The sequence below is a fragment of the Roseovarius sp. D0-M9 genome, assembly GCF_037083805.1.
Classification (GTDB): domain Bacteria; phylum Pseudomonadota; class Alphaproteobacteria; order Rhodobacterales; family Rhodobacteraceae; genus Roseovarius.
Genome location: NZ_JBAPKZ010000001.1, coordinates 1 through 25,907 on the forward strand (window position 1 = coordinate 1; position 25,907 = coordinate 25,907).

General features: G+C 64.2%; 25 protein-coding genes. 16 read left to right on the plus strand and 9 right to left on the minus strand.

Translation table 11 applies throughout. From position 1 onward, the window contains the following. Positions 1–141: 141 nt before the first annotated feature. Positions 142–1,257: a glycine cleavage T C-terminal barrel domain-containing protein gene (locus V8352_RS00005; RefSeq protein WP_336422201.1), complete on the plus strand. Its 1,116-nt coding sequence runs from the start codon at positions 142–144 to the stop codon at positions 1,255–1,257. Between the two features lie 15 nt (positions 1,258–1,272). Here V8352_RS00005 and V8352_RS00010 read toward each other — a convergent pair whose 3' ends face one another. The 4 genes from V8352_RS00010 to V8352_RS00025 are packed head-to-tail and all read right to left on the minus strand — an operon-like array spanning position 1,273 to position 4,902. Further along, positions 1,273–2,769, minus strand: coding sequence for a tripartite tricarboxylate transporter permease (locus tag V8352_RS00010; protein ID WP_336422202.1), 1,497 nt, complete (start codon positions 2,767–2,769; stop codon positions 1,273–1,275). 9 nt (positions 2,770–2,778) lie between these two features. After that, positions 2,779–3,213 (minus strand): tripartite tricarboxylate transporter TctB family protein, encoded by a 435-nt coding sequence (locus tag V8352_RS00015; RefSeq protein ID WP_336422203.1) that lies wholly within the window; start codon positions 3,211–3,213, stop codon positions 2,779–2,781. Further along, the gene (locus V8352_RS00020; protein ID WP_336422204.1) at positions 3,213–4,163 is read right to left on the minus strand and encodes a tripartite tricarboxylate transporter substrate binding protein; all 951 of its coding nucleotides are present in this window, start codon (positions 4,161–4,163) and stop codon (positions 3,213–3,215) included. Before V8352_RS00020 ends, V8352_RS00015 begins: the two co-directional genes overlap by 1 nt. Before the next feature lie 25 nt (positions 4,164–4,188). After that, positions 4,189–4,902, minus strand: a complete 714-nt coding sequence (locus V8352_RS00025) for a GntR family transcriptional regulator (protein WP_336422205.1) — start codon at positions 4,900–4,902, stop codon at positions 4,189–4,191. Positions 4,903–5,009: 107 nt separating this feature from the next. On the opposite strand from V8352_RS00025, the gene V8352_RS00030 reads away from it, so the two are divergent. Beyond that, the gene (locus V8352_RS00030) at positions 5,010–5,783 is read left to right on the plus strand and encodes an amidohydrolase family protein (RefSeq protein ID WP_336422206.1); all 774 of its coding nucleotides are present in this window, start codon (positions 5,010–5,012) and stop codon (positions 5,781–5,783) included. 50 nt (positions 5,784–5,833) lie between these two features. On the opposite strand, the gene V8352_RS00035 is transcribed toward V8352_RS00030, so the two are convergent. Further along, the gene (locus tag V8352_RS00035; RefSeq protein ID WP_336422207.1) at positions 5,834–6,505 is read right to left on the minus strand and encodes a DUF1028 domain-containing protein; all 672 of its coding nucleotides are present in this window, start codon (positions 6,503–6,505) and stop codon (positions 5,834–5,836) included. After that, entirely contained in the window at positions 6,502–7,437 is a 936-nt protein-coding gene (locus tag V8352_RS00040; RefSeq protein ID WP_336422208.1) for an N-carbamoyl-D-amino-acid hydrolase, read from the minus strand. Before V8352_RS00040 ends, V8352_RS00035 begins: the two co-directional genes overlap by 4 nt. 102 nt (positions 7,438–7,539) lie before the next feature. Here V8352_RS00040 and V8352_RS00045 point away from each other — a divergent pair, with 102 nt between their 5' ends. From V8352_RS00045 to V8352_RS00090, 10 genes are all read left to right on the plus strand, one after another. Further along, positions 7,540–8,445 (plus strand): LysR family transcriptional regulator, encoded by a 906-nt coding sequence (locus V8352_RS00045; protein WP_336422209.1) that lies wholly within the window; start codon positions 7,540–7,542, stop codon positions 8,443–8,445. A gap of 157 nt (positions 8,446–8,602) precedes the next feature. Then, complete coding sequence (locus tag V8352_RS00050; protein WP_336422210.1) at positions 8,603–9,682, plus strand: ABC transporter ATP-binding protein; 1,080 nt, start codon at positions 8,603–8,605, stop codon at positions 9,680–9,682. A gap of 116 nt (positions 9,683–9,798) precedes the next feature. Continuing rightward, positions 9,799–10,941 carry an ABC transporter substrate-binding protein gene (locus tag V8352_RS00055; protein WP_336422211.1) on the plus strand — a complete coding sequence of 381 codons (1,143 nt, stop codon included), beginning with the start codon at positions 9,799–9,801 and terminating at the stop codon, positions 10,939–10,941. A gap of 62 nt (positions 10,942–11,003) precedes the next feature. After that, a complete protein-coding gene (locus V8352_RS00060) occupies positions 11,004–11,846 on the plus strand; it encodes an ABC transporter permease (RefSeq protein WP_336422212.1) in 843 nt (280 codons plus the stop codon). Next, positions 11,843–12,631, plus strand: coding sequence for an ABC transporter permease (locus tag V8352_RS00065; protein WP_336422213.1), 789 nt, complete (start codon positions 11,843–11,845; stop codon positions 12,629–12,631). The genes V8352_RS00060 and V8352_RS00065 overlap by 4 nt, the downstream gene beginning before the upstream one ends. Position 12,632: 1 nt before the next feature. Next, a complete protein-coding gene (locus tag V8352_RS00070; RefSeq protein ID WP_336422214.1) occupies positions 12,633–14,003 on the plus strand; it encodes an amidohydrolase family protein in 1,371 nt (456 codons plus the stop codon). 19 nt (positions 14,004–14,022) lie between these two features. After that, entirely contained in the window at positions 14,023–14,778 is a 756-nt protein-coding gene (locus V8352_RS00075) for a DUF1028 domain-containing protein (RefSeq protein ID WP_336422215.1), read from the plus strand. Positions 14,779–14,794: 16 nt separating this feature from the next. After that, a complete protein-coding gene (locus tag V8352_RS00080) occupies positions 14,795–16,099 on the plus strand; it encodes an NAD(P)/FAD-dependent oxidoreductase (protein ID WP_336422216.1) in 1,305 nt (434 codons plus the stop codon). Positions 16,100–16,103: 4 nt separating this feature from the next. Further along, positions 16,104–17,552 carry a dihydropyrimidinase gene (gene hydA / locus V8352_RS00085; RefSeq protein ID WP_336422217.1) on the plus strand — a complete coding sequence of 483 codons (1,449 nt, stop codon included), beginning with the start codon at positions 16,104–16,106 and terminating at the stop codon, positions 17,550–17,552. Then, on the plus strand, positions 17,549–18,235 hold the full coding sequence (locus V8352_RS00090) for an aspartate/glutamate racemase family protein (protein WP_336422218.1): 687 nt from the start codon (positions 17,549–17,551) through the stop codon (positions 18,233–18,235). The genes hydA and V8352_RS00090 overlap by 4 nt, the downstream gene beginning before the upstream one ends. An 86-nt stretch (positions 18,236–18,321) precedes the next feature. On the opposite strand, the gene proB is transcribed toward V8352_RS00090, so the two are convergent. Continuing rightward, positions 18,322–19,482 (minus strand): glutamate 5-kinase, encoded by a 1,161-nt coding sequence (gene proB, locus V8352_RS00095; RefSeq protein WP_336422219.1) that lies wholly within the window; start codon positions 19,480–19,482, stop codon positions 18,322–18,324. Positions 19,483–19,928: 446 nt separating this feature from the next. Here proB and V8352_RS00100 point away from each other — a divergent pair, with 446 nt between their 5' ends. Next, complete coding sequence (locus V8352_RS00100; protein ID WP_336422220.1) at positions 19,929–20,831, plus strand: DMT family transporter; 903 nt, start codon at positions 19,929–19,931, stop codon at positions 20,829–20,831. Here the strand turns inward: V8352_RS00100 and V8352_RS00105 are convergent. Next, positions 20,770–21,588, minus strand: a complete 819-nt coding sequence (locus tag V8352_RS00105; RefSeq protein WP_336422221.1) for a glycosyltransferase — start codon at positions 21,586–21,588, stop codon at positions 20,770–20,772. The two genes, V8352_RS00100 and V8352_RS00105, sit on opposite strands and share 62 nt — an antisense overlap. Position 21,589: 1 nt before the next feature. Then, the gene (locus V8352_RS00110) at positions 21,590–22,471 is read right to left on the minus strand and encodes a putative rhamnosyl transferase (protein WP_336422222.1); all 882 of its coding nucleotides are present in this window, start codon (positions 22,469–22,471) and stop codon (positions 21,590–21,592) included. Positions 22,472–22,817: 346 nt separating this feature from the next. On the opposite strand from V8352_RS00110, the gene rpsL reads away from it, so the two are divergent. Genes rpsL through fusA form a run of 3 tightly spaced genes read left to right on the plus strand, consistent with a single transcriptional unit; the run spans position 22,818 to position 25,822 of the window. Then, entirely contained in the window at positions 22,818–23,189 is a 372-nt protein-coding gene (gene rpsL / locus V8352_RS00115) for a 30S ribosomal protein S12 (protein WP_076532270.1), read from the plus strand. A gap of 12 nt (positions 23,190–23,201) precedes the next feature. After that, a complete protein-coding gene (gene rpsG / locus V8352_RS00120) occupies positions 23,202–23,672 on the plus strand; it encodes a 30S ribosomal protein S7 (protein WP_336422223.1) in 471 nt (156 codons plus the stop codon). Positions 23,673–23,698: 26 nt separating this feature from the next. Continuing rightward, complete coding sequence (gene fusA, locus V8352_RS00125) at positions 23,699–25,822, plus strand: elongation factor G (RefSeq protein ID WP_336422224.1); 2,124 nt, start codon at positions 23,699–23,701, stop codon at positions 25,820–25,822. Positions 25,823–25,907: the final 85 nt, after the last annotated feature.

Below are 25,907 nucleotides of genomic sequence, written 5' to 3' on the forward strand. Positions count from 1 at the left end.
GGACGGCCTGCTACCCGGACGCCGACGTCGGGTGCGCGAGACAAACCCAAACCCCAGGAAACTGCCCCCCTGAGCACAAGTCCGCAGCTTCATGAATTATCCGGGTTAGTTGGGCCGCGAGGACAATCACGGAAAGACATCATGACCTTTGAAATCGCCATCGGCCCGAACCTGCGCAAATCAGCCTATTTCGACGCGACCGTGCGCGATGGGGTGCGCAGTTTTTCCGTCTATAATCATATGTATATCCCGGGCCATTTCGGTGATCCGGAAGGTGAATACGACCTGCTGCTGAACGGTGTCACCATGTGGGACGTGGCGGCGCAAAGGCAGGTTGAACTGCTCGGTGAGGATGCAGGGCGTCTTGCCCAGTTACTGACGCCGCGCAACCTTGCCAGCACCCGGATCGGATGCGGGCGATATGTGCCGCTGTGCGATCACGACGGCTGGCTCATCAATGATCCGGTCCTGCTAAAGCTGGCCGACGATCGTTATTGGCTGTCGGTTGCCGATAGCGACATTCACCTTTGGGCACTTGCCATCGCGCGCGAGCGTGGGCTGAACGTCGCCGTGCGCGAGCCGGATGTCTCGCCCCTGGCCGTTCAGGGGCCAAAGGCAGTCGAGGTCATCGCGCCCATGTTTGGCGACTGGGTGCGCGAGCTGAAGTATTTCGGCTTTCGCGAGACGATGCTGGGGGATATTCCCCTCGTCCTCGCGCGCTCGGGCTGGTCCAAGCAGGGCGGATACGAGCTTTACCTGACTGACCGCAGCCGGGGCACCGAACTCTGGACGCGGGTGAAAGAGGCCGGGCAGCCCTTCGGCATCGGGCCGGGCGCGCCCAACGACATCGAGCGTCTTGAAAGTGGGCTTGTCTCTTACGGGGCGGACATGCGGGTTCAGGACTATCCCGCGACACCCTACGAGATGGGCTTTGGTCCGCTCATCGATCTTGCTGCAGGGCATGATTTCATCGGGCGCGCGGCCCTTGAGGCGCAAGTGAGAGGCGGCCAGACGCGGCGGCGCGTGGGCCTCATGGTCGAGGGCGAGGCCGCACTGCCGGGCCATCCGGTCGATCTGCGCCGGGGAGACGAAGTGGTCGGCCACGCCAGCGAGATTGCCTATTCCCGCCGTATGGGGGGTGTCATCGGCGTCGGGCTGGTGCGCGGTGATATCGGTGATGACGCCCAAGGGCTGGAGATCTGCTTGCCGGAGGGCCCGCGGCCCGTGCGTCTCGCCGCGCTGCCTTTCATCAAGTAGGCTTGGGGGAGCCGTCTAGCGCACCCCTTTTGCCCTGCGCCGCATCGCGGCCCGCACCAACGGCCACAGGATCAGCGCCACCGTCGTCACAGCGATCACGGCCGACAGCGGGCGCGTCACCAGTTCGGTCACATCCCCGCGACTGATGAGCAGGGCGCGCCGCACGCTTTGCTCGGCCATCGGGCCAAGGATCAGGCCAAGGACGATGGGCGCAAGCGGCACCTCGACCTTTTCAAGGAAGTAGCCCGCGACACCCGCCGCGAACATCACCCACAGATCGACGGGCCGCCCATTGATGACATAGACGCCGACCACCATCAGCACGAGGATCGTTGGCACCAAGAGGACACCCGGCAGACGCTGCACCTGCGCAAAGATGCGCGTCGCCGCCGCACCGCCCACCGCGAGGATCAAGAGCGACGTCAGCAGCATCTGCAGCATGAAGCCCCCGACAAGGCCGGGGTTCTGGTGAAAGAGCTGCGGGCCGGGTTGTAGCCCGTGGATAAGAAGCGCCCCAAGCACCAACGCCGCCACCACATTGCCCGGAATGCCCAAGGTCAGCGCCGGAATCATCGAAGCCGCGTTATCGGAATTGTTGCCACATTCGGCGGCGGCAACACCCAGAGGATTGCCCTTGCCAAAGCTTTCCGGATCCTTGCTCGCACTTTTGGTGGCATTGTAGCTGAGGAAGGCCGCGATGTTGCCGCCGGCCCCCGGCAGGATGCCGACGCCGATACCGATCAGCGACGATCGCAGCCACGTGGGCACCATCCCGCGCACCTCGGACCAGGGCACCTTGACCGACTCGAGTTTCAGGTCGGCGGCGGACAGCCCCTTGAGATCTGCATCCTCAGCCAGCGCGATGACGGGCGGCAGGGCGTAGAGGCCCACGAGGATGACGATCAGATCGAGCCCGCCCAGCAGCCACGGCTCACCGAAGGTAAAGCGCGGCACGCCCGAAAGCTGATCGAGGCCCACGGTGCCCAGTAAGAGGCCGAGGACAGCGGCCATCAGACCCTTGGCGGCGTCTCGGCCGACAAGCACCCCGATTGAGGCCATGCCGAACATCGCGATCCAGAAATACTCGGCCGGGCCGAAGGCCAGCGTCGCGCGCGCCAGGATCGGCCCGATCGTCATCAGCGCGATGGCCGATGCGGCACCGCCGATGGCCGATGACCAGCACGCGATCTTGAGCGCGCGGGCCGCCTGACCCTGTTGGGCCATGGGATAGCCATCAAAGGTCGTCGCAATCGCGGCGGGTGTGCCGGGAATGCGCAGCAAGATCGCCGGAATCGCGCCGCCATACATCGACCCGTTGTAGATTCCGGCAACCATGCCGAGCGCGATCAAAGGCTCCATCGAGTAGGTCAGGGGCAGCAACAGCGCAATGGCCATGACCGGGTTGAGACCCGGAAGCGCCCCGATGAACACCCCAAGGATGGAGGCGCCGAGCATTGCGGCAATCGGGCCAAGGGCAAAGACGTTGCCGAGAATGTCCGTCACGATCTGCATGTCAGGCCCCTATCGCGCCAGCCAGAATTCATTGGGCAAAGGCTTCTCCAGCAAGATGGAAAAGACGACCCAGACAACGGCGGTAAAGATGAGCGCCGCGAGGGCGAGGTAGATCGGCTGGCGAAAGCCGAGCGCGGCAGGCAGGAAGATCACCACCAGCGCGGACGCGGTGTAAAAGCCCAAGATCGGCACCAGCGCGATATAGACCGCGCCCAGCACCACACTCAGCGCGGCGCGCCCCGTGTGCTTGGTCAAGGGGCGGGCCTCGCCGCGCCCGCGCAGCCACGCCTTGCCCGCGACGATCAGGCCGAGCGCCGCCATGACCAGCCCCAGGATCATCGGGTAGGTGCCCGTCGCGTCCGAATACTCCGCAGCCTGCATGGCTGCGGAGATCCCGAGTGCGGCGAAAAGAACGCCCAGGATGGTGTCCTGCCGCCGTTCCATCAGTTGCCGAGGCCGAGGGCCTTGGCGGCTTTGGCCAGACCGTCATATTCGGCGTTCAGCCGCTGGGTCAGCGCATCGCCGGTGACGACATTGGGCGTCTCGCCCTTGGTTGCCAGAAACTCGACATAGCTGGGGTCGTTGACGGTCGTCTCGATCGCCGCGACGAGGCGATCGGCAATCGCGGTGTCCAGACCCGCAGGCGCCAGAACCATCCGCCACAGCAGCGTCTCCTCGTCGCCAAGGCCCAGCTCTTCGAGGCCCGCGGCTGTCGGCAGCGCCTCGACCGGAGCGGCGGAGGTGACGATCAGACATTTGGCCTCGTCCGTTTCGGTATAGGGCAGGACCGGCGAAATCGAGCCGCCGTAGATGTCGACATGCCCGCCGAGGAAGTTCTGCAACGTCTCGCCCGCGCCGCCAAAGGGAATGGCCACGGCCTCGATCCCCTTGGCCTGGAAAATCCGCTCGGCTGCCAGCTGCATGGTGCCGCCGATACCGTCATTGCCGTAGGTGTATTTGCCCGGATTTGCGGCCAGTTCGTCCAGGAATTCCTGGCCGGTTTCGGCGGGGAAGTCGGCGGCGACGCACATGGTATAGGCCGTCTCGGAGGTCGAGGCGATGGGGGTGAAGCTGTCGATGTCATAGGCCGTGCTTTGCACTTGGGGCACGGTCGTGATCGGGCTGTTCCAGGTCGCCAGCAGCGCGTAGCCGTTCGGCTCTGCCTGCATGAACTGCGTGACGCCGACCGAGCCGCCGCCACCGGCCGCGTTGAGAATGGCGATGGATGTGCCCAGCTCTTCCTCCAGCAGGGTCGCCAGCTTGCGCGCGCTGGTGTCGGTGCCGCCGCCCGCAGGCGCGGGGATCGTCACCTCGATGGCGCGTTCCGGGTATTCGGCGAAGGCCGCCGTGGTCGTCAGTGCCACAGCGGCGGCACTCGTGAGCAGAAATTTCATGATCTTCCTCCCTTGGTTGTCATGATCAGCCGATGCGGCTGCGGTATCGAAACCTGTCGGCGCGCCCGCATGCGAGCCGCCATTCGATTGCTGTTCCGGCCATGTCGAAGGCCGTGCGTTCGATCATTGCGATCGGGTGCCCCTCTTTGGTGCCCAGGTGCGACGCGGTGCGCGCGTCGGCGGTCCCAAAGTGGACCTCGTCCTCGGCGCGCGCGACAAAGATGCCGTAGCGCTCGAAATAGACGGGATAAAGGAGCGGCCCGATCTCGGTCTCGGGGATCGTGTCGAACCCTTCGAAGCGGGCCGCAGGAATGTAGATCTCTTCGCAGAGCAGCGGCTGCTCGGACAGGCAGCGCAGGCGGTGGATCAAGATGACGTCATCGGTGCCCAGCGTCTCGCAGACATGGGCCGGCGCGTGCGTGCGGGTGCGGGAAATCAGGCGGCTGGTCGGGATGCTGGTGGCTGCGCCATGCTCGCGGATCTGGAAGAAGCGAAAGAGCGTCGCATCGAAGGCGGGCTTGCGCAGATATGTGCCCGAGCCCTGCCGCCGCTCCAGCAGGCCCTCGTCGACGAGTTGCTGAATGGCCTTGCGCACGGTGCCGACGGACAACGCATGCTCGGCGGACAGCCGGTTTTCCGACGGCAGAGCGGCATCAGGCCCCCACTCGCCCTCGGCGATGCGGCGGGCCATCTCGTCGCGCAGCCGCTGATATGCGGGCAGCCGACGATCGCTCGTCATACTGGTATGTGCCATTGGTCCTCCAACCCTCGATGGAGAGGCATAAGGCAATTGACCGGTTCAGTCAACTAGTTCTATATAGAACCAAAGAAGTCGGGGAGGGCCGCGTGATCAAATTCGATTGTCACGCTCATGTTTACGAGCGGATCGCGCCAGTCACCGGTGCGCGCTATGTTCCCGAGCATCCCGCGCCGCTGGAGGCCTGGCGCGCGCTACAGGCACGCAATGACATTCGCGGCGGTGTGATCGTGCAGGTCAGCTTCCTTGGCACCGACAACTCCCAGCTTCTGACCGCGCTCTCCGGCCTTGAGCGGCATCGCTTCGCTGGCGTTGCCGTGGTGGATATGGCGGTGCCGGAGGACGAGCTGGCGCGTCTGGCCCAAGGCGGCGTCCGGGCCGTGCGATGGAACCTTGTCGCCGGGGCGCGCCTGCCTGACCCGCAAGAGGGGGCAGTGATGCGCTTTCTCGACGCGCTGCGCGCGCATGGCATGCATCTTGAGCTTCAATTGGAAAGCGCGCGACTGGCGGGCTATATCAGCGCCCTTGCCGCGCTGCCCGTTCCGGTCGTGATTGATCATATGGGCCTGCCTGTTTCGGCCGATCCCGCGCACGAGCCTTGGCTGGACGCGCTGGAGGCGTGCCGCGACCGCGGCGACATCCACGTCAAGCTGAGCGCGCCCTATCGCGGGCAGGCGGATGTGCGCGCCCACATGGAACGCCTGCTAGGCCTGCTGGGCGAGGGGCGCATGATCTGGGGCAGTGACTGGCCGCATACGCGCCATGAAGGCGTGGCCACATATGCCGGGGCGCTGCGCGATGTGGCAGGGCGCATTGATGACGCGGCGGCGGTGCATCGGCTCTATGGGTTGAGGGCCGGGTAAGGCGGCTGGCGTCTCTTGTCACAGCGATCCTGCCAACGCGTTTTGGCGCGCTAGCGGCCTTCGACCTCGGCGGAGGAGGGTGCATTGTCAGGGTCGAGCGCGCGGATACGGTATGCGCCCGCCTTGGGCAGCCAATCATTCAGCAGGCGGCCCATCTCGGCCAGCGGATCGGCGGCAAAATCGACGCGCAGATCAACCTCCTTCAGCGCGTCCGCCCCCAGCACGACCAGCGAGGCCGATTGCAAGGGCTCGCGCTCGCTGCCTGCGGCCTCGCCCGTGCGGATGGCGTCCAACAGGCGCTGGGCCAGCGGGCCGGTTGATGCCTCGAATCCGTCGATCATGGCGGGCAGGACACGGTCCGAGCCCAGAAAATTCCCCAGCGCCAGCGTGTTGGCGCCCGCCTTGCCGCCGCAATGACCGAGGCAGGATGCGCCGGTGTAATGCGCGGCGGTGCCCTTCATGGGAAGGACGCCCAACTGCCGCCAATGGGGCGCAACGGCGTGGGATTTCATCGCATCCAGCGCCCCTTGGGCATCGCCGGGCGCGCGGCGCCACGCCTCCAGACCGACCGCATGCAGTCGCGGATCGGTGCGCGCCTGGGAAAAGATGACGACACCCTCTGCCACGGCGCCGACGCGCGCACCGACGCAGACCGAAGACGTGGCGACGACATAGCCGATCTGGCCGCTTGCCGCGCAGCGCCCGGCGAGGGAGAAGGTCATTCCGGAATCTCGACGCCGGTCTGCGCGGTGATCGGACCGTAATGCTCGATGCGCCGATGCCGCGCGAAATCAAAGACCGAGCGGCGGATATAGGCACCCATGTCGAGATCGCAGTTGTGCGTGATGACCTCGTCATCCTCGCTGGCGGCGCGGGTCACGACCTCGCCGGTCGGCGCCACGATCATCGAGCCGCCGATCATGGCAAAGCCGTCCTCGAACCCGCATTTTGCCGCCGCCATCACCCAGGCGCCATTCTGATAGGCAGCCGATTCCATGCTGAGGCGATGGTGAAACTCACGCAGGTATGCGGGCTCGTGGTGGTGGATGTTGCGCGTGGGCGTGTTGTAGCCCAGCATGAACACTTCGGCCCCGCGCAGGGCCATGACGCGAAACGTCTCGGGCCAGCGGCGATCGTTGCAGATGCACATGCCAAAGCGGCCCGAGGGCGTGGAAAACGTGGGAAAGCCCAGATCACCGACCTCGAAATAGCGCTTTTCCAGATGCTCGAACTCCAGATCCCCGATGGGATCGACCGTGCCGGGCAGGTGGATCTTGCGATACTTTCCCAGGATATTGCCGTTCGGCCCAACGAGGACCGAGGTGTTGAAGCGGCGCGTGCGCCCGCCATCCTGCACCTTTTCCGCGTAGCCGAGGTAGAAACCGACGCCGAGATCCTTGGCCGCCTCGAACAGCGGAACCATCGCAGGCGAGGGCAGGCCCTCTTCGTAGAAGACATCATATTCTTCTGGCGTGTCATAGACATAGCGCGGAAAGAAGGTGGTCAGCGCGAGTTCGGGAAAGGTCACCCATGTCGCGCCGCGCCCATGCGCCTGGCGCAGCATGTCGATCAGCCTTGCGACGACGGCCGCCTTTGTGTCCGCCAGGTGAACCGGCCCCATCTGAGCGACTGCAAAGACCTCGCTGCGCGACATGCCGCTCTCCCAAAAGCTGTGGCTGCTCTTAATGTGCTAGACAGCGCAGGCATCAGTGTGAAATAAAATTTGGGGTATGGTTGATAATTAGAGGTTATTCGCATGATCAATGCGCGCCAACTCGAAGTGCTCTGCGCGGTGATCGAACTGGGCACGACGGCCAAGGCCGCCGAGCTGTTGGCCGTCAGCCAGCCTGCTGTCAGCAACATGATCCGCCATGTCGAGGCGCTTGCCGGCTTTGCCCTGTTCGAGCGCGAGCGGGGACGCTTGATCCCCACGCCCGAAGCGCGCCATATCGCGCAGGAGGCGCAGCATCTCTTCATGCAGCAGCGCCGCGTCTCGACGATCATCGAAGAGTTGCGCGGCGGCACGACCGGGCGACTCAGCATTGTCGCGACTCCGTCGATCGGCCAGCGCATCCTGCCGCCGATCATTGCCGAGTTCCTCGCCAAGAGGCCCCGCCTGAACGTCTCTCTGGATCTGGGTCATACCGATCAGATCGCCAATCGGCTCGTCAGCGGGCAGGCGGAGCTGGGCCTTTCGATCAGCCAGCCAAGGCATTCGGCATTGACCGTGCGTTCCATCGCCGATGCGCAGCTGTTATGTGCCTGCCCCGAGGGGCACGAGTTGGCCCTGTCGCGCGTGGTGCAAATCGCGGCGCTGAATCATGCGCGCCATATCTCGTATTCGGTGGACACGCCGCTGGGGCAGGTGATCGACGCCGCCTTTTCGAGCCGGGGCCTCGAGCGGCGCTATTTCTTTGAAGTGCGCCACACGATGGCCGCGCTGGAGCTCGTCGCCAATGGGGTGGGCGTCGCGCTGGTCGACAGTTTTGCGGTGGCCGGGCGGGACGTGCCGGGGGTTGTGCTGCGCCCGATTGATCCGCCGATCAGCCTGCATGCCCATTCGGCAACCTCCAAGCTTTTCCCGACGTCGAATGTGGCGCTTCAGTTCCAGACGTTCTTTCGCGAGAGCGTGTCCGAGCATCTGAGCGGTATGCCGTCATAGGGGCTTTCGGTTATAATATTCAATTATAGATGATGCTCCCTTTTTAATTTCCAAGTTAACGAGGCCCGTGCTGTGATCGGCACAAGGCCAAGTGCAGTCGGCGTGTTCGGCTGCCATCATTCCGCCCACCCATCTCAGAGGGACGCGCGTTCAGATCATGTCAGACACGATCCTCACCATTGCAAATGCCACCAAGCGGTACGGATCCGTCAATGCGCTCGACTGCGTCGATCTGGCGGTGGAGGAGGGCGAGTTTCTGACGCTTCTCGGCCCGTCCGGTTCGGGCAAGACGACGCTTTTGTCGGCCATCGCGGGCTTTGCCCCGCTGTCCGAGGGGCGCATCGACCTGCGCGGCCGCGACATTACCGGCGAGCCGCCGGAGCACCGCGATTTCGGCATGGTCTTTCAGGGCTATGCGCTTTTTCCGACGATGACCGTGCGCGACAATGTCGCCTTCCCGCTGAAGGTGCGCAAACGCCCCGGTGCGGAAATTTCGGCCCGCGTGGATTATTGCCTCGATCTGGTGCAGATGGAGGCATTCGCCGACCGCATGCCCTCGCAGCTTTCGGGCGGCCAGCAGCAGCGCATCGCGCTGGCGCGCGCGTTGTCGTTCGAACCTCAGGTGCTGCTCTTGGATGAGCCGCTGTCGGCCCTGGACAAGAAGCTGCGCGCGGATCTTCAGTGGGAGTTGAAGTCCCTGCATGACCGGCTGGGCGTGACCTTCATCTACGTCACCCACGATCAGGACGAGGCGCTGTCGATGTCAGACCGTGTCGTGATCCTCAAGGATGGCAAGATCCAGCAGGAGGGCGTGCCCGATACGCTCTACAATCATCCGCGCAACCGCTTTGTGGCCGATTTTCTGGGCAAGTCCAACTTTCTCGATCTGCCCGTCAAGGCGCGGCAGGGGGATGCCCTGACGTGCGCCATTGGCGGGACGGAATTCCCGGTCACTGCGCCCGGAGCGACGGCCTCGGGCGACATCCTGAACGTCGCGCTGCGCCCCGAGCGGATCCGCCTCGGCGCGCCGGGGGACGAGATGCTGGACGGCACCGTGCGGCAGGTCAGCTATCTGGGCGAGCGGTGCCTCGTCATGGTCGATCATGTGGATGCAGGCGGGTTGATGATCTCGCAGCCAACATGGAAGTCGGGCGTGACGCCCAAGGCGGGCCTGCCCATCAGCTTCGGCTGGGATGCCGACGCGCCGGTGATTCTGGAGGGCGAGGTTTCCGGGTAAGGCGCGGCGGAATGATGCGGGAAACGGCGCGGGAACAAGCGCCGAGCACGCAAGGAGAAGTGAACGGATCGCAGCGGCCCTGCCGCCCGGTTCCACCCCCAACAAGGAGAGACGAGATGACGGATTTCAACGATACCACCGACCACGAGGTCAAGGCCGACCTGATCGAGATCGCGGCCTATAAATACCGCGAGGGCCTGCTGACACGGCGCGGCTTCATCTCGGCGATGATGGTGCTGGGCGCGCTTCCGGCGCTCAGCGGCAAGGCCATGGCGCAAGCCAGCGAGATCGTCGTCGTGAACTGGGGCGGTCGCGCCTCGGAAGTGTTGCAGGAGGTCATGGCCGACACCTATACTGCCGAGACGGGCATCCCCGTCGTCATCGACGGCTCGGGCCCCTCGGGCGGCAAGATCCGCGCCATGGTCGAGTCCGGCGCGGTTGTCTGGGATCTCTGCGACAGCGGCATGGGCACAGCCATCATCCTCGAAGAGCAGGGGGTGATCCAGCCGATCAACTACGACATCGTTGATCGCGATGCGGTGCTGAAAGAGGCAGCATACAAAAGCGCCGTCGGCAATTATGTCTATTCCTACGTGCTGGCCTGCAACCCCAAGATGCTGGATGGAAACGTGCCCCAGACATGGGAGGACGTGTGGAACGTCAAGGACTTCCCCGGCATGCGCACTTTCCGCAAATCGGTGCGCGGGATGCTCGAATCGGCGACCATGGCGATGGGCGTGCCGACCTCCGAAGTCTATGAGGCGCTGGGCACCGAGGACGGCATCGACGCCGCCATCGACAAGTTCCGCTCGATCCGTGAGAACATCATCGTCTGGGGCTCGGGCAGCGACAGCCAGAACCTTTTCCTGCAAGAAGAGGTCGCCATGGGCAACATCTGGTCGACCCGCGCGCATCTGCTGAAGGACCAGATGGACGAGGGCTCCTTCAGCGCCAGTTTCGACGGCGGCGTGCTGGCCCCCGGCATGTGGGTCGTGCCCAAGGACAACCCCGCAGGCAGCGACGAGGTGATGAAGTTCATCGCCCATGCGCAGACGCCCGAGTTGCAGGTCAAATGGCTTGAACTGCTCGGCTCGGGCCCGGCCAACCCGAATGCGGCGCCGCTGGTCCCGGATGAGCTTCAGAAATGGAACCCGTCCAGCCCCGAGAATCTGGCGCAGCAGATCTTCTACAACGACGAATGGTACGGCAAGAACCAGGTCGCCGCGGAAGAGAAGTATATCGACGCGCTGATCAATTGACGACACCGGGGGGCGCATCTGGCGCCCCCTGACCCCTCCTTTCACTTGCCGCGAGGATGCCCATGCCGCGCCTGCCCGACAGCTTACGATACTGGTTTCTGGTGCTGCCCGCGCTGGCGATCATGATCGTCTTCTACATCTGGCCGCTGCTCGGCATCTGGCAGATCTCGCTGACCGAGCCGACGGCGGGTATCGAAAACTACACCCGCATGTTCGAATCCTCGGCGGTGACGACCAGTTTCGTCCTGACGTTCCGCATCGCGATCAAGACGACGATCGGCTGCCTGATCCTTGGCTATATCGTGGCCTATGTGATCAGCAATTTCGCGGGGCGGGTCAAACCGCTGATGGTGGCGCTGGTCCTGTTGCCGTTCTGGGTTTCGGTCCTGATCCGGTCGTTTTCGTGGATCGTGCTTCTCGGCCGGTCTGGCATCGTCAACGACACGCTGATCGGCGCGGGCGTGGTCGATACCCCCTTGCGCCTCATGCACAATGAATTTGGCGTGGTCCTTGCGATGATCCACGTGATGCTGCCCTTTGCCGTGCTGCCGATGATGGCCAACATGCGCGGTATCTCGGGCGCTTATGTGGATGCGGCGCGCGGCCTCGGCGCGAGCGAGCTGACGGCCTTTCGCAAGGTCTATTTCCCGCAGACCATGCCCGGTGTCATGTCCGGCGCGCTGCTTGTCTTCGTGCTGTCGCTGGGCTTTTACATCACGCCCGCACTGCTGGGTGGCGGGCGCATCCTGATGATCTCGGAGTATATCACCTACCAGATCCAGGAGTTCCTGAACTGGGGTCTTGGCTCGGCGCTGTCTGTGGCGCTGCTGGTGGCGACCGCCATCGTGATCGCCATCGCCGCGCGCTTCGTGAACCTGCGCAGCGCCTTGTTGGAGCGGAAATGATGCAGAGAACCAGCGGCTTTCGCATATTCTTCATGACGGGCGCGTGGATGGTGCTGGCGTTCCTCTTGCTGCCGATCCTCGTGGTGATCCCGGTGTCCCTGACCGACACCAGCTATATCGGCCTGCCCAAGGAAGAGCTGTCGCTACAGCATTACGTCGCCTATTTTCAGGACCCCCGCTGGCTGGCTGCGACATGGACCAGTGTCTGGGTCGGCCTTGTCGTCGCGGTCTGTGCGACGGTTTTGGGCACGGCCTTCGCCATTGGCTGCTGGTTCCTGTCGAACCGGGCCTCGACCGTGGCGCGCTGGATCCTCATCACGCCCATTCTCGTGCCGCCGGTGGTGCAATCGCTGGGCTTTTACCGCTTTTGGGTGACGCTGGGCCTGATCGACACGCATGGCGGGGTGATCCTTGCGCATACACTGCTGGCGCTGCCCTATGTGTCGATCTCGGTCTTTGCGGCGCTGGCCAACCTCGATCCGCGCATCCCGCAGGCGGCGCGCAGCCTTGGTGCGTCGGTCTGGCAGACGGTGCGCGCGGTCGTTCTGCCCGCCGCAATGCCGGGGATGGTGACCGGCGGCATCTTCGCCTTCATCGTCAGCTTTGACGAGATTGTCGGCGTTCTCTTCATCACCGTGCGCAACGTGTCGACCCTGCCCAAGAAGATCTGGGAGGGCATTCAGGAGAGCATTGATCCGACCATCGCATCGGTGGCCACGATGCTGGTGATGCTGACGCTGGTGGCCACCGTCATCGTCATCTGGCGCGCAAGGGGCACGACCTGACATGACCGGCAGATACCTTTTGCATGGCGGCTTGCATGTCGCCCATGAGGGCCGCGTGCCGGTGCTGCGCAGCGGTGCGATTGCCATCGAAGGGGGGCGCATCGCCGCGATCCATGAGGATCCGAGCGGCACCGAGTTTGACGCGTTCGAGCCGGTCGACATGACCGGACGCCTCATCACCCCCGGCCTCATCAACAGCCATACCCACGCCGTCCTTCTTGCGCTGCGCGGCACGGTTGAGGATATCGAGGGCAATCTGGTCTATCAATACATGGTCCCCGCCTCCTATCTGCTGGAGCCGGGCGAGCGCGCGGCCATCGCACGGCTGGCCTGCGCCGAGGCGATCCGCTGCGGCACGACCACCATGGTCGATCCGCTGCGCCATGTCGCCGATTACGCGCCCGCGATGATCGGGACGGGCCTGCGCCTGTGGCTTGCCGAGAGCTGCGCCGACGCGGTCACCACCGAGGTCGGCAGCGGCACCTATCGGTTCGACCGGAACTTTGGCGAGACCTTCCTGAGCCGGACCGAGCAGTTGATCGAGCGCTTTCACGGGGCCGAGGACGACCGCGTGCGCGTCATCATGGCTGCCCATGCGCCGGACAATTGCAGCCCCTGGATGCTGGGCGAGGTGACGGCGCTGGCGCGCAAGCACGGCCTGCGCCGCACCATCCACCTCAGCCAGATCATCAGCGAAAAAGAGCAGGTCGAGCGGCTGCACGGCTGCACCTCCACCGAATATCTCGCGCAGAATGATTTTCTGGGCGAGGATCTGCTGGCCGTGCATTGGACATTCTGCAACGAAAGCGATGTCGAGACTCTGGCCCGGACCGGCACGCGGCTGATCCATTCGCCTGCCTCGATGTCGGCCAAGGGGCCGCACCCGCTGCCGATGAAGGCCATTCTGGACGCTGGCGTGAAAATCGCCATCGGCACCGACAACATGACCGAGGATATGTTCCAGTCGATGAAGGCGGCGCTGATGTTGCACCGGGGCGCCTACCAGCGCTCGGTCACGCCCGCGCCCAATGACGTTTTCAACTACGCCACGCTGAACGGGGCCGAGGCGCTGGGCCATGAGGGCATTGGAAGTGTCGCCGTCGGCAAATGTGCCGATCTGGCCGTGATCGACTTGCAGACGCCAGTCATGGCGCCGCGCCTGTCGGCGATCTCGAACCTTGTGCATTACGGCCATCCCGGCATCGTCACTGACACGATGGTCGCCGGGCAGTTCCTGATGCGCGACCGCGTGTTGACCACGGTGGACGAGGGCGCCGCCGTGGCCGAGGGGCAGTCGGCGACCGACGCGATGTGGGCGCGCTTCAAGGCCAGCGGTGCGAGCGTGCCAATGCCGATGCGCGATCAGGTCTGATACGAATGGGGGACAGATCATGACATTCTCGATCGTCGGCAGATGCGCGCGCACGGGCGCCTTCGGGGCTGCCGTCACCACCTCGGATCTGGCCGTCGGGGCACGGTGCATCCGGCTGGCGCATGGCAAGGGCGCGGTCCTGTCGCAGCACCGCACCGACAGCAGGCTGGGCGATCTGGGCATCGCCCTGCTGAAGGAGGGCAAGGCGGCGCCCGATGCGCTGTCCGAGGTTTGCGCCTCGAGCGAGCATATCGACTGGCGCCAGATCGGCGTGCTTGATGCGTCGGGCCGCGCGGCAGTTTATCACGGACGGCTCATGTATTCGATCTATGCGCATACGGTCGGCAAGGATTGCCTTGCGCTGGGGAATATCCTCGACAACGACGGCGTGACATCGGCCATGGCGCGTGCGTTTCAGGCTGCCAAAGCGCCGCTGGCGCACCGTCTGATCGCCGCGCTCGAAGCGGGCCGGGATGCCGGCGGCGAAGTCATGGGCGCGCTTCAATCGGCGGCTGTCCAGGTCACCGGCGAGCATGGGATCGACGCTTGTGACCTGCGCATAGACATCTCGGACGGCACCGCGATCGAGGATCTGCGGCGGCTCCATACCGCGTATCAGGGACGCGAAGAGCGGCTGCGCGCGGTTGCGCTGACGCCCGATCAGATCCCGGTATCGCGCCGACTGTTCGACGCCAGCACCGCGCGCATCGCCGAACTGGGGCTTGAGGCGCGCTTTCCCGCGGCGCTCAACTCCGATAACTGGACGTTGCAGTAAGAGGGACGGGGCGCGCATGGGTTTCGCCGGCGAAAGCAACTATTGGCTGGAAGGCGCAGGCCCTGCCGAGGCCGCGCCCGAGACCTCTGGCGCGCTGCCGGACAAGGTGGACGTGGCCATCGTCGGCGCGGGCTATACCGGCCTGACGGCGGCGCTCCATCTGGCACGGGCGGGCCGCGACGTTGCGGTTTTCGACGCGATGGGCATCGGCTTTGGCGCGTCATCGCGCAATGGCGGCATGGTGGGGCCGGGCCTGCACAAGCTGGGCATCACGGGCCTCGTCGATGCTTACGGCGAAGAGGGCGCCGTGGCCATTCTGGGCGAGGGGCTGCGCGCGCTGGATCATCTGGAAGCCTTTGTTGCGGATGAGGGCATCGCGTGCGATCTGGCGTTGACCGGACGGTTTCGCGGGGCTCGCACGCAAGCGCATTACGAGGCATCGGGGCGCGAATGCGACTGGCTGGCGGCCAAGATCGGATTGCCCACGCATCACGTCACCCGCGCGGATCAGCGGGCCGAGATCGGCAGCGATTTCTATCGTGGCGGCGTTGTTTACGAGCGTGACGGCGGCGTTCATCCCCGCAAGCTGCTGGAGGGGATCGCTGCGCGCGCGGTCGCTGCCGGAGTGCGGATATTTGCGCCCTGCGCGGTGACGGGCCATGCCAAGGCACGCGATGGCGTCACGCTCAAAACCGCGCGCGGCACATTGCAGGCGCGCGAGCTTGTGCTGGCCACCAACGGTTATTCCGACCGCCGCAGCAACGCTTTGAGCCGGCGTGTCATCCCGCTTGAGACGGGCGCCTGCGCCGTGGGCCCGCTCAGCCCGGCGCAGATGGCCGAGCTGACGCCCAAGGGCCGGATGCATGGCGAGACGGGCCGCGTCTTCATGTGGTATCGCCCCACGCCAGATGGCCGCAGTTTCATCTTTGGCGGGCGGTTCGGTGCGGGCGGCATGGACCGCGCGGCGCGCGAGGCGGCCTTTCGCGCGTCGATCTGCCGCGTCTTTCCGCAGTTGGAGCGCGCGCCGATCCCGCATATCTGGTCGGGCCTCATCGCCTATACCGCCGATCACTCGCCGCATTTAGGCCATCTGGACGGGGTCTGGATGGCAGGCGGCTATTGCGGATCGGGCGTCACGCGGGGCATCTATTTCGGGGCCAAGCTGGCGCGCCGAATGCTGAAGCAGCCGGATGCGGATACCGCCTTTGACGCGTTGCCGTTCAAGCCGATCCCGTTTCGGCCCTTGGCCGGGCTGGGCGCGGGCCTGATGGTGCGCAAGTATCAGATGCAGGACGCCCGCGATCTGAAAGCAAGGGAGTAGCGCCATGGAGTTCGATACGGTCATCCACGGCGGCACCGTCGTCACCGCGTCCGAGACCTACAAGGGCGACATCGGCATAAGCGCGGGCCGCATCGCGGCGGTGGCCGAGCGTCTGGCAGGCGGCGCGCGCCGCATCGACGCGGGCGGCCGGCTTGTCATGCCCGGCGGGATCGAGGCGCATGCCCACGTCGCGCAGGAAAGCGCCGCAGGCATCATGACGGCGGATGACTACCTGTCTGGCTCGGTCTCGGCGGCCTTCGGCGGCAATTCGTCCTTCATCCCCTTTGCCGCGCAGCACCGGGGGCAGTCCATAGACGATGTGATCGCCACCTATGATGCGCGCGCGGCGCAATCGGTGATCGACTATTCCTATCACCTCATCGTCTCGGACCCGACGGAGGAGGTGCTGAGCACAGGCCTGCCGCGTGCGTTCGAGCGGGGCATCACGTCGCTCAAGGTCTTTACCACCTACGACCTGCTCAACATTGGCGATGCGGGCATGCTGGATATTCTGGGCGTTGCGCGCGATCACGGCGCGCTGACGATGGTGCATGCCGAGAACCACGCGATGGTGGCCTGGATGAACCGCGAGCTGGCGGCGCGCGGCATGACAGCGCCGAAATATCACGCCATCTCGCGCCCCGAACTGGCCGAGGAAGAAGCGATCAACCGCGCCATCACGCTGGCGCAGCTGGCGGGCGCGCCCCTGTTCGTCGTGCATGTCTCGACCGAAGGCGGCGCTGCAAGGGTGCAGCGGGCGCGCGCAGAGGGCGCGCCGATCTTTGCCGAGACCTGCCCGCAGTATCTGGCGCTGACACGCGCCGATCTCGACCGGCCGGGCATGGAGGGGGCGAAATACATCTGCTCGCCTCCGGTGCGCGATACGGCGACGCAAGACGCGCTTTGGCGGCACATTCAGTCGGGCACCTTCGACAGCGTCAGCTCGGATCATGCGCCCTACCGTTATGATGAGACCGGCAAGCTGATGCATGGGCCGGGCGCGCCCTATCCCAGGATTGCCAACGGGATGCCGGGGATTGCCGCGCGATTGCCGTGGCTCTTTTCCGAAGGCGTGGTCAAGGGCCGCCTGCGGCCCGAGACGTTCGTCGCACTCACCGCCACCAACGCCGCCCGCATCTTTGGCGTGGCGAACAAGGGCCGTATCGCACCCGGCATGGACGCCGATATAGCCATCTGGAACCCTGAGACGGTGCGCCGCGTGACGCTGGCGGATCAGCATGACAACATGGATTTCACCCCTTTTGACGGAATGGAACTGACCGGCGTGCCCGAGATCGTGATGACACGCGGCGCCGTGATCGTCGAGCATGGGCACCTGCATGGCACGGCCGGGCAGGGACGTTTCATTCCAAGGGACCGCGTTGATCTGACAGGGCGCCCCGGCGCGCCGGTCAAGGAAACCGCGCTGATGCGCGCGGAGGAGACGCGATGACCGGCACGGCGCGCGGCACGGCATCAGGCGCGGCACCCGGCCCGATCCTCTTCATCAATCCCAATTCCAGCCAGGCGGTGACGGATGGAATCGCGGCGGCGCTGGCGCCCCTTGCGCCGCAACGCGGCCCGGCGTTCGAGGCGGTCTGCGTGCCGCACGGCCCGTCCACCATCGCCAGCGCCAATGAGGCGGCGCGCGCTGCTGTCGATGTCGCCGAACTTGCGCGCAGCCGGCCCGATTGCAGTGCCTTTGTCATCGCCTGCTTTTCCGATCCGGGCCTCGAGGCGACGCGCGAGGCGGTGGCGCAGCCGGTTTTCGGCCTTCAGGAGGCCGGCGTTCTGACGGCGCTGGCGCGCGCGGACCTTTTTGGCATCATCGCGCTTGGCCCCCGCTCGGTTGCGCGGCACCGCCTGCGGTTGCGGCAGATGGGTGTGCTGGAGCGTATGGTGGACGAGCTGCCGCTGAACAATGCGAGCGCCGAGGCGGTGGGCACCTCGGATGCGATCTTTGAAGAGACGGCGGCCTTGGGCGCGGCGCTGAAGGCGCGCGGCGCAGGCGCGCTGGTTCTGGGCTGCGCCGGATTTGCGCCGCGGCGCGCAGCGCTGGAGGCGCGCCTGGGGATGGCCGTGATCGACCCGGTGCAGGCGGCGGGGGCGATGGCCCTCGGCTCTGTCATTTCCTGAAGGAAGCGATCCCCGCCATAAACGTAAAGGGGCGCGGCATTCCTCTGCTGCGCCCCCTGAAACTTCTGCCAAGCGGCGCGATGCACCTACATCTGCACGACGACCTTCTGGTCATGCTCGGGCGCGTCGAGCGTCAGGTGGTTGTCCTCGAGGATCAGCATGTTTTCTGCCGCGATGACATCGCTCTTGGTCTTGTAGCCGATCACATCCTCGACGGGCATGTCGATATGGCGCGCCATCAGCATGGTTTCCTCGGACGAGAAGTTCGTCAGGCCGCGCGCAAGCTCGTTCCCCGCTTCGTCATAGACGTGCAGCACATCGCCCTTGGTGAAATCGCCCTGGATCGAGACCACGTCCGCCCGGCTGACCCCGCAGTCGCCCGCGACCAGCGCCTTGGCAACCTTGTCCGTCACGACCAGCGAGCCCGCAACCTGCAAGCGGTTGCTGAGCCAGATCTTGAGCGGTGACGCCGTCTCGCCCGAGACGAGGCAGCGGGTAAAGCGCCGCTCGCCCTTGAGCGCGGAGGAAATCGGCCGCTCGATGATGCCATCGGCGATGATCGTCTCGACGCCCGCATTCTGGGCCATGTTGGCGGCGTGCATCTTGGTCAGCATACCGCCACTGCCCAATGCGCTGATGCCCGTGGTTGATTCCAGATGCTCGCTGACATCCTGGATTTCGTGGATGAATTCGGCATCGGGATCGGATGGGTCGCGGTCATAGAGGCCCTCGACGCTGGTGAGGATCATCAGCGTATCGGCCTCGACCATCTGGGCGACCTTGGCGGACAGACGGTCATTGTCGCCAACGCGCAAATCGCGCGTCGCGATCGAGTCGTTCTCGTTCACGATGGGCAGGATGTTGCTTTCGAGCAGCCGCAGCATCGTGTTCTTGATGTTGAGAAAACGGCGACGCTCTTCCATGTCCTCGACCGTGACCAGCATCTGCGCCACGTTCATGTCTTGCTCGGAGGCGACCTGCCTGTAGGCATTCATCAAAAGGGGCTGGCCGCAGGCGGCGGCGGCCTGCTTGTCCATGATGCCCGCATCTTCGGGGCGCTTGCCGATCATGTTCAGCCCCAGCGCGACCGAGCCGGAGGAGGTCAGGATGATGTCGTAGCCTTCCGTCTGTAGCTGCGCGATGTCACTCAGCAGTCCGTTGATGAAGGCATATCGCAAGGTCAGCTTTTCGCTGTTGGCCAGCAGGCTGGACCCGATCTTGACGACGATCTTCTTTTTCTTCGGCACGACAATACTCCAGTATGGCAGTTTTTTTTCATGGGATCAGTTTAGGATGACACATGTGCAACATGCGCGCTCGCGGCCCTGACCCCTTGGCTGCTTGGGCGCTGTATAGCACGCAAGCGGCACGGGATTGCAAACGGGTCACGGCCCTTGGAAGGCCGTTTTGAGGGCTTTGGGGCCCTGTTTTGCGCGGCTTGCGCAAAGATTGCCGCAGCTTCGCTTGGTTTAAGTGCGCTGCAGCGCAGCATAAAATGGGCTTCTGGCGACGGCGGCGCGAAATGCTCCAAAAGCGACAGAAAATTTACTTTTGGCGGCATGTGTTCTGATGTGCGACGTCTCCCGGCGCGGTGGTCGCTGCGCAATGCCCCTCTCGCAGTGAGTATTTTGAGAACAATGAAAAATCAAAAGGGCCTCTTGCGCGCCAGAGGGATGGCTGCGCAAATGCCGCGATGAAGCTATCGGACAACATGACCGGCGCGGCGTTGATGGTGGCCTCCATGGCCGCCTACACGGTGAATGACGCCTTGCTGAAATCGCTCTCGGGCCAGATCCCTCTCTTTCAGGTCATCTTTTTGCGCGGCTGTCTGACAACTGCGGCGGTTGCGGTGATCGCCTGGCGGATGGGCGCGTTTTCCAAACGGGTGTCGCGACGCGACTCGGGCGCGATCTTTTTGCGGGTTTTGGGCGAAGTGGCGGGCACGTATTTCTTTCTGACGGCGCTGTTCAACATGCCCTTGGCCAATGTCACCGCGATCTTGCAGTCGGTGCCGTTGGCCATCACGCTCTTTGCGGTGCTGGTGCTGCGCGAGCCGGTTGGCTGGCGCCGGATTGCGGCGGTGCTGGCCGGTTTTGTCGGTGTCCTGATGATCGTGCGGCCGGGCACCGACGGGTTCAACCTGTTTGCGATTTATGCGCTGGCGTCCGTCTTGTGCCTGACCTTGCGCGATCTGGCGACCCGCGCGCTGAGCCGTGAGACGTCCTCCATGCTGGTGACCTTCGTGACCTCGGTTTCGGTCACTGTGGTCTTTGGCCTTGCGGCAGCGGGCGGCGAATGGGCCGCGCCGAGCGGTGTGCACTGGCTGACCCTCGCGGGGGCCGCCACGCTGATCGTCGCGGGGTATCTGACCTCGATCACGGTCATGCGCGTCGGCGAGGTCAGCTTTACCGCGCCGTTCCGCTATACTGCGCTGCTTTGGGCGCTGGTGCTGGGATGGCTGGTATTCGGTGACTGGCCGTCGCCCATCGTGCTGGTCGGCGCCGGGATCGTCATCGCAAGTGGCATCTTCACCCTCATGCGTGAGGCGCGTCTAGGGCGGCGAAAACGTCCCGTACATGTTCTTCGTCCACGTTGAAGCGGGTCTTGAATATCTGCCTTTGCGCGTCCGACAGGGGTTTGAGCCTGCGGGGGCGAAACTTTGCCGCGCTGTCATTGTCAGCATGTTTGGCGCGGATGTACATCGCCGGGCGCGGATGAATGATGGACGGCATGATGTGGTGCAGCTTGTGATGGCCGAAATTCATGATCGTCTTGTCGTCGCCTTCGGCGAAATGCACGGCCAGCCCGCAGGCCCAGAACGAGCTGATGACATCCTCGGCGATGATGCCGCTTGCCGATAGCGTGGCCGAATACCCGGTGTTGAACTCTATCGCCGTGCGTGGCTGGCGGCGCCGCAGCCGGCCCGAGCGTCGCGCGACCGAGCGCGCCAGCTCAATGAAGTCGACGCCCATCGCGTCATCGTCGTCCAGACGGAACTGAAGGCTTTCGGGGCGCGCCTCGCCCAGCTCGTCTTGGATAGCCAGTTGCAGGGCCAGCCGATGCTTGAGCGGGGCGCGAGGCACAATCTTGATTTGCGGGATGGGCGCACAGAGAGCCTTGAGGCGGTCCAGCCAAGGCTCGGGCATATGCTCCCCGATCAGGATGAGAAAGGTGAAGTCGGGGTCGGTTTGCGCGGCGACGCTGGGCAAAGTCAGCGCCTCGAAATGGGCGAAGCGGAGCGCCATGCGCGTCGGCGCATAAAGATATGCCTCGCGCTCGGCCACGGTGTCATGCATCCGCTTGAAGCCGCCAAGGGCCGGGTAGGAAAAGCGGCAGACGCCGATGATGCGCATGTCAGGCGCCTTTCGCAAAATGCGCACGGACGTGATCCGCGTCGATGCTATAGATGCGCCGAAACGCGTTCTCGCCGGCGGCATCTAGCAGCGGCAGGCGCACGGGCCTGATCCCGTCCTTCTGGCGCGAGTCGTTGAATGCGTTGTGACCGCGCAGGAATATATCCTCGCCCGGCAGCGTCAGGACCGGCATGACGCGGCCCAGCTTGGCATGGCTGAAATTCATGATGCCCCGCGAGGCGCCGGGTGCGACGGCCATGCCGAGGCCGGGGGTCCAGAGCGTTTCGATCGCCGGTTTGGCGTGAATCCCCTTTGGACTGATGCGCGCGATATGGCCTTGGTTGAAGTCGATGCTGATATAGCGGTGCTCGCCCAGCAGGGGGGCAAGGCCCGCAGCCGCCTCGCGCAGGCGCTGCACGAAGGTGACCGCGACGGCGTCGTCGTCATCCATGCGAAACTGTAGCGAGGGCAGGGGACTGTCGCGGCGCACGTCATTGATAACCTCGCGCATGACCTGCCGGTGGCGGCCGGGCGCGCGGGGGATGATGACGGCCTGCGGCATATCCTCGACAAGGTCCAGAAGGCGGGCGAGCAAGGGCTCGGGCATGGCGTCGCCCACGACGATGGCGAGGGTGAAGTCGGGGTCGGTCTGCGCGCGCAGGGACGGCAGCGTCAGCGTCTGGAACGTTGCGAAACGCTCTTCCATCCGCTGGGGGTCATACAGAAAGGCCGCGCGCGCCTCGGGTGTGTCATGCTCGATTTGGAAGCCGCCGAGGGCCGGGTAGGAGAACCGGCAAAGGCCGATCACCTGCATCCTTGTTGTGTCCATTTTCGAGTGGATCCTGCCTGTCATGCGCGTCGGCGCGAGAATGGCAGCCGACATGCGCCAAGACAAGGCACGCGCGTGGCAATTGAAAGGCGCCGCGGGCCAGCGTAAAAAGGACGGGCCGCATGCCGCGCAATGCCCCGGTGGGCCTGTTGACAACCCCTGCGACTCCCCCTATACGCGCCTCATCCGGCTTGGGGGTCGCCCCGTGTGCCGATATCAGAACTGAAGTGGTCAAGATCCGGGCGCCCGCCGTCCCGATCCTCTGGAAACTCGCCGCGTCCGCAACAGAAAAGGTTGCGATCGCGGTTGCTGCGTATTGCGGACGCGCGATGTGCATTTGATTAACCGCATGGGTGTGCCCATGCAGACACATGTGTTGAGAGACGGGGAAAGAACCGGAATGCCAACGATCCAACAGTTGATCCGCAAACCGCGGCAGCCAAAAGTAAGAGCGCAGAAATCGCAGCATTTGCAGGGTTGCCCGCAAAAACGCGGCGTCTGCACACGCGTATATACAACAACGCCCAAGAAGCCGAACTCGGCCATGCGTAAGGTCGCCAAGGTGCGCCTGACGAATGGCTTCGAGGTCATCAGCTATATCCCGGGTGAGAGCCACAACCTTCAGGAGCACTCCGTGGTCCTGATCCGCGGCGGCCGCGTCAAGGACCTTCCCGGCGTGCGTTACCACATCCTGCGCGGCGTGCTTGACACGCAGGGCGTCAAGGACCGTAAGCAGCGCCGTTCGAAATATGGCGCCAAGCGCCCGAAGTAAGAGGATTACCAGATGTCCCGTCGTCACGCCGCCGAAAAGCGCGAAGTCCTGCCCGATGCCAAGTATGGTGATCGGGTTCTGACAAAGTTCATGAACAACCTGATGGTCGATGGCAAGAAATCTGCCGCCGAGCGCATCGTCTACAACGCACTGACGCGCGTCGAAGACAAAGCCAAGCGCGCGCCGGTCGAGATCTTCCACGAGGCACTTGACCTGATCAAGCCCTCCGTCGAAGTCCGCTCGCGCCGCGTTGGTGGTGCGACCTACCAGGTCCCCGTCGAAGTGCGCCCCGAGCGCCGCGAGGCGCTTGCGATCCGCTGGTTGATCAATGCCAGCCGCTCGCGCAACGAGAACACGATGGAAGAGCGCCTCGCCGGCGAGCTTCTGGATGCCGTGAACAGCCGCGGCAGCGCCGTCAAAAAGCGCGAAGACACACACAAGATGGCCGAAGCCAACAAAGCCTTCAGCCATTACCGTTGGTAAAACAGATACTCTGAGGAAGCAGCCCCATGGCACGCGACTATCCGCTCGAACGCTACCGCAATTTCGGCATCATGGCCCATATCGATGCAGGCAAGACCACCTGCAGCGAACGGATCCTGTTCTATACCGGCAAGTCACACAACCTCGGTGAGGTTCATGATGGTGCCGCCACGATGGACTGGATGGAGCAGGAGCAGGAGCGTGGCATCACGATCACTTCGGCTGCGACCACCACCTTCTGGCAGCGCCAGGATGATCCGACCAAGGATGGCACATCGGACACCAAGTTCCGCATGAACATCATCGACACGCCCGGCCACGTCGACTTCACCATTGAGGTCGAGCGTTCGCTGGCGGTTCTTGACGGCGCCGTTGCCGTTCTGGACGCCAACGCGGGTGTCGAGCCCCAGACCGAGACCGTCTGGCGTCAGGCCGACCGGTACAAGGTACCGCGGATCGTGTTCGTCAACAAGATGGACAAGATCGGCGCGGACTTCTTCAACTGCGTCAAGATGATCAAGGACCGCACCGGTGCGATCCCGGCCCCGATCCAGATTCCGATCGGCGCCGAGAACGAGCTCGAAGGCATGGTTGACCTCGTCACCATGGAAGAGTGGGTCTGGAAGGGTGAAGACCTCGGCGCCTCCTGGGTGCGTGGTCCGATCCGCGACAGCCTCAAGGATCTGGCCGACGAGTGGCGCGCCCACCTGATAGAATGCGCCGTCGAAATGGACGACGCCGCGATGGAAGGCTACCTCGAAGGCGAAGAGCCCGATGTGCCGACCTTGCGCGATTTGATCCGCAAGGGCACGCTGTCGATGACCTTCGTTCCGGTCCTTTGCGGCTCGGCGTTCAAGAACAAGGGCGTTCAGCCCCTGCTCAACGCTGTCGTCGATTACCTGCCCAGCCCGATGGACGTTGTCGATTACATGGGCTTTGCCCCTGATGACGAGACCGAGACACGCAACATCCCGCGCCGCGCGGACGACAACATGGCGTTTTCGGGCCTTGCGTTCAAAATCATGAACGACCCGTTTGTCGGTTCGCTGACCTTCACGCGCATCTATTCGGGCGTCCTCAAGAAGGGCGATACCGTTCAGAACACGACCAAGGGCAAGAAAGAGCGCATCGGCCGTATGATGATGATGCACTCGATCAACCGTGAAGAGATCGAAGAAGCCTTTGCAGGCGACATCATCGCGCTGGCAGGCCTCAAGGACACGACCACGGGCGACACGCTGTCGGACGTCAAGGAGCAGGTCGTTCTGGAAACGATGACCTTCCCCGATCCCGTCATCGAGATCGCGGTCGAGCCCAAGACCAAGGGCGACCAGGAAAAGATGTCGGCTGGCCTTGCACGTCTGGCTGCCGAGGATCCGTCGTTCCGCGTCGAAACCGATCTGGAATCGGGTCAGACCATCATGAAGGGCATGGGCGAGCTTCACCTCGACATTCTCGTCGATCGTCTGCGCCGCGAATTCAAGGTCGATGCCAACATCGGTGCGCCTCAGGTGGCATACCGCGAGACCATCGGTCACGAGGTCGAGCATACCTACACCCACAAGAAACAGTCGGGTGGTTCGGGTCAGTTCGCCGAGGTCAAGATGGTCATCTCGCCAACAGAGCCGGGCGAAGGCTTCTCGTTCGAGAGCAAGATCGTCGGTGGTTCGGTGCCCAAGGAATACATTCCCGGCGTCGAAAAGGGCATCCGCTCGGTCATGGACAGTGGTCCGCTTGCGGGCTTCCCGGTCATCGACTTCAAGGTCGCGCTGATCGACGGCAAGTTCCACGATGTTGACTCGTCGGTCATGGCGTTCGAGATCGCGGCACGGATGGGCATGCGCGAAGGTCTGCGCAAGGCCGGTGCAAAGCTGCTTGAGCCGATCATGAAGGTCGAGGTCATCACGCCCGAAGATTACACGGGCGGCATCATCGGTGACCTGACCTCGCGCCGGGGCCAGATCTCGGGGCAGGAGCCACGTGGCAACGCCATCGCTCTGAATTGCAAGGTGCCGCTGGCCAACATGTTTGGCTACATCAACACCCTGCGGTCCATGTCGTCGGGCCGGGCCCAGTTCACGATGCAGTTCTCGCATTACGAGCCGGTCCCGAGCAACATCTCGGAAGAGATCCAGGCGAAATACGCTTAAACCGGGTGGCGGGGAGCATCCCCGCCCTACCCAAACTTGTAGGGTGGGCATGACGCCCACCACCTGAATTGTCAAAAGAGGAGCC

Excerpts from the sequence above, each read along its gene's own strand:
- V8352_RS00005 (WP_336422201.1), top strand. The coding sequence starts at position 142 with ATGACCTTTGAAATCGCCATCGGCCCGAACCTGCGCAAATCAGCCTAT.
- V8352_RS00010 (WP_336422202.1), bottom strand. The coding sequence starts at position 2,769 with ATGCAGATCGTGACGGACATTCTCGGCAACGTCTTTGCCCTTGGCCCG.
- V8352_RS00015 (WP_336422203.1), bottom strand. The coding sequence starts at position 3,213 with ATGGAACGGCGGCAGGACACCATCCTGGGCGTTCTTTTCGCCGCACTC.
- V8352_RS00020 (WP_336422204.1), bottom strand. The coding sequence starts at position 4,163 with ATGAAATTTCTGCTCACGAGTGCCGCCGCTGTGGCACTGACGACCACG.
- V8352_RS00025 (WP_336422205.1), bottom strand. The coding sequence starts at position 4,902 with ATGACGAGCGATCGTCGGCTGCCCGCATATCAGCGGCTGCGCGACGAG.
- V8352_RS00035 (WP_336422207.1), bottom strand. The coding sequence starts at position 6,505 with ATGACCTTCTCCCTCGCCGGGCGCTGCGCGGCAAGCGGCCAGATCGGC.
- V8352_RS00040 (WP_336422208.1), bottom strand. The coding sequence starts at position 7,437 with ATGTCGCGCAGCGAGGTCTTTGCAGTCGCTCAGATGGGGCCGGTTCAC.
- V8352_RS00045 (WP_336422209.1), top strand. The coding sequence starts at position 7,540 with ATGATCAATGCGCGCCAACTCGAAGTGCTCTGCGCGGTGATCGAACTG.
- V8352_RS00050 (WP_336422210.1), top strand. The coding sequence starts at position 8,603 with ATGTCAGACACGATCCTCACCATTGCAAATGCCACCAAGCGGTACGGA.
- V8352_RS00055 (WP_336422211.1), top strand. The coding sequence starts at position 9,799 with ATGACGGATTTCAACGATACCACCGACCACGAGGTCAAGGCCGACCTG.
- V8352_RS00060 (WP_336422212.1), top strand. The coding sequence starts at position 11,004 with ATGCCGCGCCTGCCCGACAGCTTACGATACTGGTTTCTGGTGCTGCCC.
- V8352_RS00065 (WP_336422213.1), top strand. The coding sequence starts at position 11,843 with ATGATGCAGAGAACCAGCGGCTTTCGCATATTCTTCATGACGGGCGCG.
- V8352_RS00070 (WP_336422214.1), top strand. The coding sequence starts at position 12,633 with ATGACCGGCAGATACCTTTTGCATGGCGGCTTGCATGTCGCCCATGAG.
- V8352_RS00075 (WP_336422215.1), top strand. The coding sequence starts at position 14,023 with ATGACATTCTCGATCGTCGGCAGATGCGCGCGCACGGGCGCCTTCGGG.
- V8352_RS00080 (WP_336422216.1), top strand. The coding sequence starts at position 14,795 with ATGGGTTTCGCCGGCGAAAGCAACTATTGGCTGGAAGGCGCAGGCCCT.
- hydA (WP_336422217.1), top strand. The coding sequence starts at position 16,104 with ATGGAGTTCGATACGGTCATCCACGGCGGCACCGTCGTCACCGCGTCC.
- V8352_RS00090 (WP_336422218.1), top strand. The coding sequence starts at position 17,549 with ATGACCGGCACGGCGCGCGGCACGGCATCAGGCGCGGCACCCGGCCCG.
- V8352_RS00100 (WP_336422220.1), top strand. The coding sequence starts at position 19,929 with ATGAAGCTATCGGACAACATGACCGGCGCGGCGTTGATGGTGGCCTCC.
- V8352_RS00105 (WP_336422221.1), bottom strand. The coding sequence starts at position 21,588 with ATGCGCATCATCGGCGTCTGCCGCTTTTCCTACCCGGCCCTTGGCGGC.
- V8352_RS00110 (WP_336422222.1), bottom strand. The coding sequence starts at position 22,471 with ATGTCGGCTGCCATTCTCGCGCCGACGCGCATGACAGGCAGGATCCAC.
- rpsL (WP_076532270.1), top strand. The coding sequence starts at position 22,818 with ATGCCAACGATCCAACAGTTGATCCGCAAACCGCGGCAGCCAAAAGTA.
- rpsG (WP_336422223.1), top strand. The coding sequence starts at position 23,202 with ATGTCCCGTCGTCACGCCGCCGAAAAGCGCGAAGTCCTGCCCGATGCC.
- fusA (WP_336422224.1), top strand. The coding sequence starts at position 23,699 with ATGGCACGCGACTATCCGCTCGAACGCTACCGCAATTTCGGCATCATG.